This is a genomic window from Patescibacteria group bacterium (assembly GCA_041659905.1).
In the GTDB taxonomy this organism is placed as follows: Bacteria; Patescibacteriota; Kazan-3B-28; order Kazan-3B-28; family UBA10110; genus UBA10110.
The window spans coordinates 55,614-67,798 of record JBAZXK010000001.1 but is presented as its reverse complement, the minus strand read 5'-3'; the positions used below and the strand labels follow the sequence as shown (position 1 = coordinate 67,798).

Below are 12,185 nucleotides of genomic sequence, written 5' to 3'. Positions count from 1 at the left end.
TCGCGTGTAGCATCTTCCCTAATTCATTATAACTTTTCATGCAATCGCTAGATGCCAGATGCTAACCCCTAGATGCTACCCTTATAGTCCGGGGATGCCCAAACCACCCATAATCTCTTTGGTTTTGGTAGCCGCCGCCTGCTGGGCGCGTTTTATAGCAGCATTGGTAGCTTGGGTGACAAATTTAATTAAACTAGCTTTTTCTTCTAAATTAACCAGGCTGTCATCGATCTCGATAGCGGTAACTTTTTGCTCACCGGTAACAGTTACTTTGACTTTACCGCCCAACTCACTGCCCATAAATTCCATCTCGCGCAAAGTACCTTGCAGTTTTTTGGCCTTGCCTTGCAGCTCAAATAATTTTTTAGTCTTTTCGAACATAACCTTAGCTGGTGCTAATAATAATATCCTTGACGATAATATCCTGTTTGGGCCGATCATTTGCCGCATCGGTCGGGGTGTTGCCGATTTTATCTACTATATCCATTCCGTAAACCACCTGGCCGAACGGTGTATGTTTGCCATCCAACCAATCGACCGCTTCTTTGGTCACAATAAAGAATTGACTGCCATTAGTATCAACTCCCGAATTAGCCATCGCCACTATTCCCCGAACCAGTTTGGGGCTATCCTCGCTGATCTCGTCGGCAAAGGTATAGCCCGGCCCGCCGGTGCCATCGTTGGCCGGATCAGCATCTTTCGATAAAGGATCCCCTGTTTGGATCATAAAATCTTTAATCACCCGGTGGAATTTCACGCCATCATAAAAATCCTTTTTCGCCAATAAGACAAAATTAGCTACGGTTTTAGGAGAAATCGTATTGAGCAGCTCCACCTTAATATCGCCTTGGTTAGTCACAATGGTGGCAAATTTACTGTTATTCAGTTCTTTACGGCTAATCTCGCCAAAGGGGCCCGAAACTTTGCTTAAGCTACTCGCCCAGACGATTCCCCGAGGCACTAGCCAAACTAACAAAACAATCATGACGGTGCTGCCAACCGCCCAAATCAGTTTTTTCCAAGGGAAAGCCACTCGATATAAATTCCGTTGGGCTCTCAGTTCTCGGAGGGCCGCCCGGCGCTCATCAAGTTTCTGCTGTTTTCTTTCCCGTTCTCTTTTAGACATAGCTCTATTTTACCTATTTATGACAATACTTCAAAATCGCCCATAGCGGGGCTGCCAGTCAGTTTTAAGCTTCAACTTAAAACCACTTGAATTGGTTGGCAGCGATATTGGTTCCCCAGAAAATTATATAGGGCCCGACAATTTGAATAATAACAATCGAAACGATGATTACCGCGAGTTGCCGCCAGAACGAATTAGTAAAATCTCGCTGCCGGAGAGCTTCTTGCTTGAACTCTTGAATAAATCCTTGTGTTACCATTGTTGTCTATATTATCTCGCAGGGTTAAACATCGCGCCAAAGAATTGCGCCCAAAATCCTGGTCTTTTTTGGTCCGTTTCTCCCAGAACTTGCGCGGGAGGAGCGCTGTCTACCACCGTGCCAATTATACCGGCTTTGGTTAATTGAAGTAAAGAAGCATCTACTAAAGAAGTGGGTAGGGGCAGTTCTGACATCACTGGGATACCCGAGGAGGTAACTTGGGCAATATCGGCCAGGGAACTAATTTCTTGTCCATCAGGCAGCTTTTTCACTTCGAGCTTGGAATACTGATCAATGCGCACCTGGGCTTCCTGGTTAGTAATCGGAGGGAAGACAGGCACTATTTCAACCTCTTCTCCTGGTTGGGTGACCAACAGACCGATGTGTTTGTTGACCGTATAAGCACTGGGATCATCGCCTTTGCCTATCACCATCCAGCCGTAGCGAGTAGTGGCTGTAGCAGCGTCCACAGAAACTTCTAGAGCCGCTGTGAAAGGCGGAGTACCAGAAACGGGCGTGAACTTAGCGCTCATGCCGGTGGGCAAGCCGACCACCGACAAAACCACTTCACTGCCATAATAATTTACTTGGTCTACCGCCACCTGATATAGCGCAGTGCCTCCGGCCGCCACTTGATGTTCGGTCGGTTCAACTAAAAGAGTAAAGGTTGGCGAAATCGGAGGCGCACTCGCAGGCGTTAAAGTTAGCGCATTAATTCCCCAGAGATTTTTGCCTTGCCGGCTGAACAGAAAATCAATGGCCCCACTATTGGCAGTGACTTTGAACGTAACCGTCTGCCATTCTCCCGCAACTGAGTTGATTAAATAATTGGCACTGTTTACGACGATCTTAGTCGTCAGATCACTATTGAGTGCACCGCTGATAACAGTAACGGTGTAATAAGGGCTGGTTAGCCCGCTCACTTTAAAAGTATTGGGAGTTGCGCCTTGATTAGAATCGGTGGTCAGCAAATTATTCACCTGTGATCCACTGCTGTGCTCGGCCACATAAGGTGTTTGCCAACCATAAGTAATATTATTCAGGGTTTTCGGATAAACCGTGGCACCGCCATTAACCGGTAAAGCTCCCGGGAAAAGCTCTGAACTATTACCTGTACCAAAATCAAAAATAATACTGTCATCACCGGCCGCCAAACCAAAACCGACAAAAATAGCCAACACCAAGACTAGCGCTAAAATAGTGCGTAGTTCCCCTTTAAGAAACTCCCATATAACTAGCCTTGGCTGCTTACTCATAAAGAGAGTTACTGTTATTCTTCTTTTATTATAACAGTAAACTTTTTCGATTGCCTTGGGAGTACCGTTTAAGCGGTCTCTTCCATCGTGACTAGCGTTTCAATTTCTAATCCCCGCTCAGTTTCTAGAGTGCGGAAGGTCATAATTTCCGGTTTGAAATAAAGTTCGATTTGCCCAATCGGACCGTTGCGATGTTTGGCAATGATAATATCGGCAATATTTTGCCGTTCAGTATCTTTATTGTAGTAATCTTCCCGGTAAATAAACATAACGATATCGGCATCTTGTTCGATGGCACCGCTTTCCCGCAGATCAGACAGTTGTGGGATTTTCCGCGGCCGCTTTTCCACTTCACGCGATAATTGGGAAACCGCAATCACCGGAATATTCAATTCCCGCGCTAAGGCTTTTAGACCCCGGGAAATTTCCGAGATTTCTTGCACCCGGCTATCGGAATTTTTCCGTGCCTCCATTAATTGCAAATAATCCACCACCAGGAGATCTAGCTTTTTTTCGGCTTGCAGCCGCCGTGCCTTAGTCCGCATTTCCATAACATTCGACCCGGGTGAATCATCGATATAAATTTGCATTTCGGACAATTTACTCATGGCGTCAGACAACCGGCTAAAATCTTCTTCTCTTAAATTGCCCGTCCGCAACCGCCAAGAATCAATCCCTGACTGGGCACTAATCAATCTATCAACCACCTGATCTTTAGACATTTCCAAATGGAACATACCGATGGAATATCCTTCACTGGCTGCATTCAAGGCAAAATTAAGCGCCAAACTGGTTTTCCCGATACTCGGCCGCGCCGCTACCACAATGAGATCGGATTTCTGAAAACCAGACAAAATATTATCCAATAATTTAAAACCTGAAGGAACGCCTCGAGTCTGGCCCCGATGCTCGTGTAATTTATCAATTCTTTCAAACGCTTCGCCTAACACATCTCGCACAGACACAAACCCTCCCTTAAGGTAACGTCTTGCCACCATAAACAAGCGTTTCTCGGCTTCGTCCAGTAACGTGTCGAGTTCTTTATTTTCTGCATGACCAAATGAGGTAATATCGGCTCCGGCGGCAATCAACCCCCGAAGGGTAGCCTTCGAAACGATGATTTCCGCATACCGAACCACATTGGCACTACTCGGTAATCCTCCCGCCAGACTGGTCAAGTAGCTCGCGCCTCCCACCGCCTCTAATTTTTTCATATCCCGCAAAACATCCGTAACAGTGATTACATCAATCGGCCGCATTTTTTCATACAAATTCATCATGGCGCCAAAAATAATGCCATGGCGATCTTCGTAGAAATCGTCCGGTCGAATCAGATCTGCAATCTTGATAATGGCGTCTTTGTCCAACAATAAAGACCCCAACAGAGATTTCTCTGCATCGACATTTTGCGGTGGCATTAAATTGCTCGGCAGTTGCATAGTGTTTATGGGGTTAATCGGAAGACTTTACATTATATCAAACACCTTGGCCACTGCTGCCGCCGTTTCTAGCGACTCTTCCGCTATATATTCGATTTCTAAACTGCCTACCTGTAACTTAACCAATTGCTCCCGAATCAATTCTCGATTAGTAGATTTTTCCAGAGTATCTCTTAAAAACTTACTGGGAGCTTTGATGCGCAATTTACCGGTCGGATTTTCTACCTGGCAAGTTTTAAGCACTGCTCCGAGCGAGGGACTGGCAGCGCTCAATAATTCGCATAATTTTTCCTTAATCTCACTGCTTCCCGGTGCGGACAAAACTGCCGCACTCAAATCCGGCGACAACAGAGAAGAAGAAGGCTCTGCCACCGGTTCAATTATATTTGAAACTGGATGAGCTATCGGCGGTACTGCTACCGACATAGATTTGCCCTGGGTCGTTGCACTGGTTTCACTACAGCTTTTGGCCAGCACCATTTCTAAAGCTAACTGGGGCAAACTAGCTACCTTATATTGATTGATGGCTTCTACCAGCCGCTGCAACAAATTAACTAAACTGCTGACAGTAAAACCCTCCGCCTGTTTTGCCATAGCCATTTTTTCGTCTTCTGATTTTTGGACTAGTTGGCTATTCCCCAATTTGATCATTAGTAATTCGCGTAAAAATTCCAGCCAAAGTTTGCTCAACTGATTTAAATCGTATCCTTTAAAATAAGTTTCATTGATCAAATTGATGCCTGCCACAACGTTTTTATCCAGCAAAGCTTGAGTAAGCTCACCCACTAATCGCGTATCCACAATCCCTAAAAGGTCTTTTAAAGTAGTTGGATCCACCTTGCCGTCAGCAAAGCTCGTCGCCTGATCCATTATGCTAATGGCATCGCGGAGACTGCCTTCGGCATTGTCGACAATAATTCGGAGAGCCTCATCGTCGATATCCACTTTTTCCTGTTTGGCAATTTTGCGCAATTGTTCCGTGACTTCCGCATGAGAGAGAAAATGAAAATCAAAATACTGACAGCGAGAGATGACTGTAGGCGGCAATTTATGTACTTCCGTGGTAGCTAAAATAAAAATAGCATGCGCCGGCGGTTCTTCTAAGGTTTTTAGGAGAGCATTAAAAGCACTCTTAGAGAGCATGTGCACTTCATCGATAATATAAACCTTATATTTACCGACTGAGGGAGTAAAATTAACCCGTTCGATCAGATTTCTGACATCGTCGACGCTAGTATGGGAGGCGGCATCAATTTCGATCAAATCAATCATACGTCCCCCTGCCAGAGCTAAACAATTAGCGCATTTGCCGCAAGGTTCACCTTCTTTCAGGTCTAAACAATTAAGGGCCTTGGCTACCAATCTCGCCAATGAAGTTTTGCCAGTCCCCCGGGGCCCAGCAAACAAATAAGCATGACTGACATGCCCCTGTTTAATGGCGTTTATGATAGTTTGCTTAACATGGTTTTGCCCTACCAAATCCGCAAAGACCTGCGGCCGCCACCGACGGTAGAGAGCTTTGTTATCTGCCATTTTACCTCCTAAGTTGCACCTTTTATAATAGCATAGCCGACAAAGAACCACACCAAATGGTCAGCATTTAACAAACAGAACTTCTCCCCTTGCCGAGGGGAGATTGAGAGGGGTGGATTAATTATTTATCCACCTCCCCTAACCCCTCCCTGCCTACCATGCCTACGGCAGGTAAACCGGCAGGCAGGCTCAACAAGGAGGGAATCTAATTGTTCCTTTATACTCTATTTGTAATAAACGCGATCGAGAATACGAAGGTCGACATATTGGCGGGGTTGGGCGCCGCCTTGCAAAATTTTAGCTAAATTATTGAGCTGGGTGTCAGGACTTTTAGTGGTATCAAAGATAATTTTCCACCCTTCGTTAGTGACTACCTCTAATTCGAAAGTGGTTTCCGGAACAATCATCTGGCGCACATTCACTTTAGTCTTACGCGACAAATTAGCTGCCACAAAATTAACAAATTCAATAAAATCGGTGGTCAAAATCTGCTGTTTTAAATTCACCGGTACGTTTTTCAGGTCTTCTACTACTATCAGAGGACTTTCGGGCGGAGCTATGTCATAAACCACTCCGGCCCGATTGACCAAAAACTTTTCTCCGTTAGTTTGCCAGATCAGAGAAGTTTCGTGCTCTTCGATATTGATCAGCAGCTGATGTTGAAAAATCTGTTTCTGAAAATTTACCGCTTTGACTTGCGCCAGCGTCATTACTTGCGCATTGGCTTTGGCTTCATTAAACAGTAAAGCATTTGTTTTATGAAAACCGTTAGGAAAAACCGTTTTTTCGATAATGGCTGCATCCACCAAGCGATTGCCTTGGATAACCAAGTTTTCTAAAATAAAAAAACGGGAACCGAATAAAAAGTAGATCAGTAAAATCAAAATTACACCCAGACAAGTCCGAATCAGGGGTGTGGCTACGGCTTGCAATGGCCGATGTGATAATTTCGGCTGCCAGGCTAATTTTTTCAGCCGATGCTTGCCCGGCTGAACCAAAGACGGCTTAGTTGTATAAAAACTGACTGTCGGTCGCAATGATGTCCTGGTATTCGCTACCATTTTCTTAAATAACTTTTCGAAAGCAAACCCCCGTTTCATAGCTACTCCAATGTTAGATACTGGGAAATAAATTCCCGAACCCAGTCGCTATTTTTCCCTGCCCCCAAAGAAATCACTACATCCCCCGGCTGCAGCTTATCTTTTAGATAAGCACTGATCTCGGGAAAATCAGCATAAGCAGTAGCGTTGTGACTTACCTGATTGATCTCGCGGGCCAGCCTTTCTGTACTCACCGATTTTAAATCTTCTGCGCTATCGCGCACGGCTAAAATTGGGGCTAATAAAAGTTCATCCGCTGAGCCAAAACTCTTGGCAAAATCCGAGAGCAACAAGCGAGTCCGACTATACTGATGGGGTTGAAATACCACATAAATCTTTTTAGTCTTAAAATATTCTCTGGCGGCAGCTAAGGTGACGGCAATTTCCGTAGGATGGTGCCCGTAATCGTCGACAAAGGTGACTCCTTTGGTTTCGCCTAATATTTCAAATCGGCGGGCAGCGCCATGGAATTTATTTTCTAAAACCGTTTTAATCGCCGGGTCGCTCACCCCCAAATGTTTCGCGACAATTACTGCCGCTAATGCATCTAAAACCAAATGTTTGCCAGGGAAATTCAGAAAAGTTTTAATCCCGTCCACCTCAAACTCCATTTTTCTGTCCCGATAAACCACATTTTTCGCTGTCCAATCATTATTGGGACCAAATCCGAATTTGATAACTTTGGCTTTAGCTTGAGACAAAATGTCTAAAATATTAGGATCATCCCCGCAAACTACAATCAAGCCATCTTCAGGAACTAATTGGAGAAATTGCGCAAAAGCAGCTTTGATCTCATTAATATCCTGATAATAATCCAAATGATCGGCATCGATATTGGTGAGAACTGCGATTTTGGGTTTCATATCCAAAAATGCTCTGTCATATTCGCAGGCTTCTACTACTATGTATTCGCTAGTGCCCAGAATTCCGCAGCCCGATAGACTCCGTACTTCTGCTCCAATTAACGCCGAGGGGTCTAAGCCGCCTTCTTGCAGCATCAAAGCGATCATGGTCGAAGTAGTAGTTTTACCATGAGTGCCCGAAACGGTAATCCCAATTTTATCCTGCATGAGTTCGCCGATAAATTCCGAACGCTTCCAAACCGGCAAACCTTTGGTCTTAGCTATTTCGATCTCGGGATGCTTTTGCTGGCCGCGCACAGCCGCCGAAGTATAGATTAAACCGTCAATATCGAGTGGGATATTGGCCGCTATCTGAGCACCAATAATAACTTGGGCGCCTTTTTTCTCTAATCTCTCCCGGCCGGGAAAATCCTGAATGTCACTGCCGGTAATTTTATGTCCTAACCCTAAAAGCACGTCCGTCAGCGCTTGCATGCCGATACCTCCTATTCCTACCATAAAATAATGTTTGGGACTAGCATTTTTCACTCTCCTATTGTACCAAAAACTCCTTACTAGGCTTCAAAGATTGATTGACTATTTGACTGTCGAGCCATAAGTATATTATCTTAAGATGTGCGAGTCCTCGATCAATACCGCATCTGGGAGGTGAAATATTGACAACTCAACGCTTAGTCACAACGGATTACTATATTACTATCCGGATTAGTTCTCGCATGGACTTGAAGAGAATGGGTAACATATTTACCCTAATTCAGAATATTAAGCTGGATAAGTGGATTCTATATGACTTGAAGAATCTCCATCCGGCTTATTATGAACCTTATAGCACTCTTTGGGGAGTCTATTACCAATCTGCTGATCGGCCAGATGACAATCAGTTAACCAAGCAAACTCGCCAATTAGCGAAGAATGTGTTATCAGGGTTGCCATACCCTCCAGGATGGTTTATGCCTATATGTGTAGGCATTAATCATTCTCCGCTTCGTAACAGCAGCCCTGTCATAAAAGTGGCGGGATGCGCATCAGTGTTTCGTCCTTTTTATAAGTCTCCCGAGCTACATTTTTACTTGGAGACTTATAACAGCGGCAGCATTGAGCACTGCAAACAGGTTCCTCCGCTATGAAACCCCCTTCACGGGGGTTTTGCTTATTTCGCTTGGATTTCGTGGACGATGAATTGTTTGCCGTTGCAATCAATCGCGGGATCCGTCAACTTACCTCTGATCTCTACCAAGACATCTTTGTCGATGAATTCAGCAATTTTGGCCTTAACGCCGGGATCTTCAATCTTATTCTGTGTCAGCGGTGTGATGCCGAATTTATCACCATTGTCTGCCGCAAAACAATCATCAAATTGAGCGCCAACTGCATTGGCTGTAATTTTACCCAAATAAGTCACTAACCCGTCATCGCCCGGATTGCCGTTAATAGTCACCAAAAAATTATTAGCCACATCTAATTTGTCCCACGGCTTCAGATACTTCATCACAATATGCGATCGCTCGACTTTTAACACCCGGAAGGTCCAGATTTCCTCTCCCCCAGCCCCGACAACATTTTTTCCGTTCTCAACTACCCTATATTCATTACTGACTTGCTCTAAGACGCCAGCGGTTAGGTCATCTACTTGCCATTGATATCCGGTTGATTGGTTAGACGGCAAAGTAATTTGAAATTGCTGATCGATCGGAAAATCATAATTTTTCTGATTGTCGGCCAGAGTAAATTGGGGCAATTTAGTCCCTAGAGCACAGCCACCAATAAGCAACAATCCTAGTAATAATAGGATTAGTTTTTTCGTCATAATCATGATTATTTCCTCCAATCTTTGATGATCAGATGCCGGCCAGAAGCATTGACCACGACTTTTTGATGTTCTTGCCAACCCAATTTGCGCACCAGATCAATCGGTAAAGTCAATCCGATACTGGAGCGTGCGATTCTGGTCAATTTACGCACATTATTCTGGTTGGATTTGATTTGTGACATAAAGAATTACTTACTTAGGTACTTATCTTGGTACTTACCTAAATACTTACTTAAGTAAGTAACCCTCTCTGTAATTATTTTATCACAGTAGAATTAAATCTTTTTCAGGGATTGGATAGCAGCGCGGTAGGTGCAGAAATCGCACTCGGGCCCGGCGGGGGGAATTTTATCTGACAGTAAACAATCTTTGATTTTTAAGAGCGTGGGGGCGATCCAATCCGTGCTACCGGCATAAGGAATTAACTTAATATCGAATTCTAATTTGCTATCAAAAGCAACCCTGTCCCGCTTACCATTGCAATAAACAAAATATCCCTCCGGCGCCACCGGAAAACCATTCTGGCGGAAAAGCCACTGATAAATTTCCATTTGCCGTTTGTAACCTTTCTGCCATTCTGCATCCAAATCAACTTCCTTGTCCTTGCTGGTCGCTTTATAATCCACAATGATCAGATCGCCCTGAGGTTTGATCCAAGCATCGTCAATCCCTCCATAAATCAGCAAGTTAGTGGCGGGATCTAAATACTGAATACCGCTTCTGGCATTGCGCCAAGTATCTAGATCGGCATGGGCAAACGGGATGGCATCGACTCCGTAATGCTCCATCAAAGGATGACAACTGCCGGCGGCCCGATGAATATCAAATTCTTTTTTCAAGAGATGGTCTACGGCTGAGTTCAGACTAAACGGATATCCCGGCGGCTGGGCAATGCCTAAGCGCACATCAATATAAAAACAGCGGGGGCAATTACAGAACAGATCGATCTTGGATCGACTGATTTTGAACGGCTCGGTCGATTCTGGATCGAACAGGCCGCGAGTGCGTTTGCCGCGATAATATTCTGACATATTTTTTCTTTAAATTCCCTTTTTAATATAGTTTCAGCCAAAGGTTATCACACTTTGGCTGAAACAAAAAATCAACTTGAGAAACGCTGTTTACTTGACCATTTTCGGCAGCATCCAGAACAAGGCGTAAATAGCCGCCAAGCCGATCAGGTCGTAGATCACGGTGGTCAGAGTGGTCGCTTCGCCGAACAAAGTCGTCACGAGGTTCCAATTAAGCAAACCGACGAAACCCCAGTTGAGCGCTCCCACGATGACCAGGATAGCAGCAATCCAATTAACAATCTTCATGCAAAACCCCCGAATAAATTAATAATAACAGTTTTATTATACCAAACTATAGATGGTTTGTCAGAAAAATAATATCAATTACTGTCTTTTATAAAAAAGCCCTGAATATACAGGGCTTGCTAAGGCAGATAAGCTGGGATAACCGAGGCTATGAAATAAGGACAGGTGGAACAAGTTTTGTTTCATCACCTTTCCCCTCAACTGAGGCCAGAATAATTTCTTTGGCGGGGTCACAGACAGATCCATCCCTCTGGAGTAGAGAAAGATCTTTTAACTTATCTTCATCTTCTCGAAAAATGGGATGAGTGGGGTCTTTACACCTCATCACTAAATTGCAGATGAGCGATCGCCCCCGGGGATCTTTTTTCAACAAGGATGCGAGATTTTGAGTTATTTCTGCGACCAGATTGGGCGCTACTTCGACCCCGGTTTGCAACGTTACTGTTGCTGTGTCCATAACAACCTCCTTATGGTTGTAAGTTGAGATATGGTAAGGAGCGATTAGAATTGTCTAACTTTATTGTACATGGATAATTAGCTCTTAGCAATAATTTACTACTCTGGGAGCTAATTATCTTATTGACTATCGCTGTTTAGAGATGGGGTTAGGACAATAATATTTAAAGTGTTATGCTAATATATCTGCAGTGAGTCTTTCGGACTCAAATTTGCACATTACACATACGGAATACACGGAGGAAAAAAGATGCTAACTATCACTGTTAGCGGATTGCCGCAAGGGTTGTCTCCGATTGCAGTTACAACAATCGAAGCCCGACTACGAGAATATCTCCCCGCAGAAATCAAGAAATACGCAGAGATCAAATGCGAATCTTGCTTATCCGGGTCGGGTCCCCAATGGATCGACATTGCGGCTGATAACTTGCCCGAGACTGCCCACAAACCAGACATGCTCGTCCAGGATTTGGCTCTGCTGGTGGCCGTGAACATCCCTAAAACCAAACGAGGGAGTGTCGCCGGCATTCGGACTAATCTGTCTATTGGACTTATTGGAAATCCGCCGCCCAAAGTTTACCCGGCAGATAATTTCTGGGACAATTAACATCCAAACATTAGCTGTCGTCGCCCAACTGAACCGGTTTTTACGGCCATCGTGCACCAACGATGGCTTTTTTCAACTATAACTCTATATTGGGGAATACTGAAGTTAAAGGAAAGGCAGCTTCCGGGAAACTGCCTTTTTTGTTCGTGGATAGCCGTTTAACTATATGCGATTCCGACTTCCTTGCTAAAGTTGCTTGTCCTTAGATCTCATCCGCCCCTTCACAGAGCATTGTCAGTTCTTCCATGAGAGCATCTTCGGCAATTCTATTCCGTGCTGGAGAACTGGCACTGATTGTCGTAGGAGTAGTTACCTCGCTAAGGCGTGGCAACGGACGAATAGTAGGCTTAGTCCACAAACTTTTCTTTTCAGGATCCTCTGGCATAAGACACCTCCTATGCTAAAATCCTTCACTTA

At 44.5% G+C, this 12,185-nt stretch carries 15 protein-coding genes; 1 reads left to right on the top strand and 14 read right to left on the bottom strand.

Annotation, left to right across the window (positions count from 1 at the left end):
• Nucleotides 1–81 precede the first annotated feature (81 nt).
• The 13 genes from WC805_00375 to WC805_00315 all read right to left on the bottom strand — a co-directional run bounded on the left by WC805_00375 (nucleotide 82) and on the right by WC805_00315 (nucleotide 11,162).
• On the bottom strand, nucleotides 82–381 hold the full coding sequence (locus tag WC805_00375) for a YbaB/EbfC family nucleoid-associated protein (GenBank protein ID MFA5966961.1): 300 nt from the start codon (nucleotides 379–381) through the stop codon (nucleotides 82–84).
• Nucleotides 382–385: 4 nt separating this feature from the next.
• Nucleotides 386–1,126, bottom strand: coding sequence for a peptidylprolyl isomerase (locus tag WC805_00370; protein ID MFA5966960.1), 741 nt, complete (start codon nucleotides 1,124–1,126; stop codon nucleotides 386–388).
• Between the two features lie 76 nt (nucleotides 1,127–1,202).
• Nucleotides 1,203–1,385 (bottom strand): hypothetical protein, encoded by a 183-nt coding sequence (locus WC805_00365; GenBank protein MFA5966959.1) that lies wholly within the window; start codon nucleotides 1,383–1,385, stop codon nucleotides 1,203–1,205.
• Between the two features lie 11 nt (nucleotides 1,386–1,396).
• Nucleotides 1,397–2,641 (bottom strand): hypothetical protein, encoded by a 1,245-nt coding sequence (locus WC805_00360; protein ID MFA5966958.1) that lies wholly within the window; start codon nucleotides 2,639–2,641, stop codon nucleotides 1,397–1,399.
• A gap of 68 nt (nucleotides 2,642–2,709) precedes the next feature.
• Nucleotides 2,710–4,059: a replicative DNA helicase gene (gene dnaB, locus WC805_00355; GenBank protein ID MFA5966957.1), complete on the bottom strand. Its 1,350-nt coding sequence runs from the start codon at nucleotides 4,057–4,059 to the stop codon at nucleotides 2,710–2,712.
• A gap of 48 nt (nucleotides 4,060–4,107) precedes the next feature.
• Nucleotides 4,108–5,613, bottom strand: coding sequence for a DNA polymerase III subunit gamma/tau (gene dnaX / locus WC805_00350; protein ID MFA5966956.1), 1,506 nt, complete (start codon nucleotides 5,611–5,613; stop codon nucleotides 4,108–4,110).
• A gap of 224 nt (nucleotides 5,614–5,837) precedes the next feature.
• Nucleotides 5,838–6,713, bottom strand: coding sequence for an FtsQ-type POTRA domain-containing protein (locus WC805_00345; GenBank protein ID MFA5966955.1), 876 nt, complete (start codon nucleotides 6,711–6,713; stop codon nucleotides 5,838–5,840).
• Nucleotides 6,714–6,715: 2 nt separating this feature from the next.
• On the bottom strand, nucleotides 6,716–8,074 hold the full coding sequence (gene murC, locus WC805_00340; protein ID MFA5966954.1) for a UDP-N-acetylmuramate--L-alanine ligase: 1,359 nt from the start codon (nucleotides 8,072–8,074) through the stop codon (nucleotides 6,716–6,718).
• A 652-nt stretch (nucleotides 8,075–8,726) separates the two neighbouring features.
• The gene (locus WC805_00335; protein ID MFA5966953.1) at nucleotides 8,727–9,383 is read right to left on the bottom strand and encodes a protease inhibitor I42 family protein; all 657 of its coding nucleotides are present in this window, start codon (nucleotides 9,381–9,383) and stop codon (nucleotides 8,727–8,729) included.
• Between the two features lie 8 nt (nucleotides 9,384–9,391).
• On the bottom strand, nucleotides 9,392–9,568 hold the full coding sequence (locus tag WC805_00330; protein MFA5966952.1) for a hypothetical protein: 177 nt from the start codon (nucleotides 9,566–9,568) through the stop codon (nucleotides 9,392–9,394).
• A gap of 93 nt (nucleotides 9,569–9,661) precedes the next feature.
• Nucleotides 9,662–10,417, bottom strand: coding sequence for a PD-(D/E)XK nuclease family protein (locus WC805_00325; GenBank protein ID MFA5966951.1), 756 nt, complete (start codon nucleotides 10,415–10,417; stop codon nucleotides 9,662–9,664).
• 90 nt (nucleotides 10,418–10,507) lie between these two features.
• Nucleotides 10,508–10,705, bottom strand: coding sequence for a DUF378 domain-containing protein (locus WC805_00320; GenBank protein MFA5966950.1), 198 nt, complete (start codon nucleotides 10,703–10,705; stop codon nucleotides 10,508–10,510).
• A 148-nt stretch (nucleotides 10,706–10,853) separates the two neighbouring features.
• Nucleotides 10,854–11,162: a hypothetical protein gene (locus tag WC805_00315; GenBank protein MFA5966949.1), complete on the bottom strand. Its 309-nt coding sequence runs from the start codon at nucleotides 11,160–11,162 to the stop codon at nucleotides 10,854–10,856.
• A 249-nt stretch (nucleotides 11,163–11,411) separates the two neighbouring features.
• Here WC805_00315 and WC805_00310 point away from each other — a divergent pair, with 249 nt between their 5' ends.
• On the top strand, nucleotides 11,412–11,768 hold the full coding sequence (locus WC805_00310; protein MFA5966948.1) for a hypothetical protein: 357 nt from the start codon (nucleotides 11,412–11,414) through the stop codon (nucleotides 11,766–11,768).
• Between the two features lie 202 nt (nucleotides 11,769–11,970).
• Here WC805_00310 and WC805_00305 read toward each other — a convergent pair whose 3' ends face one another.
• Nucleotides 11,971–12,153 (bottom strand): hypothetical protein, encoded by a 183-nt coding sequence (locus tag WC805_00305; protein MFA5966947.1) that lies wholly within the window; start codon nucleotides 12,151–12,153, stop codon nucleotides 11,971–11,973.
• Nucleotides 12,154–12,185 lie beyond the last annotated feature (32 nt).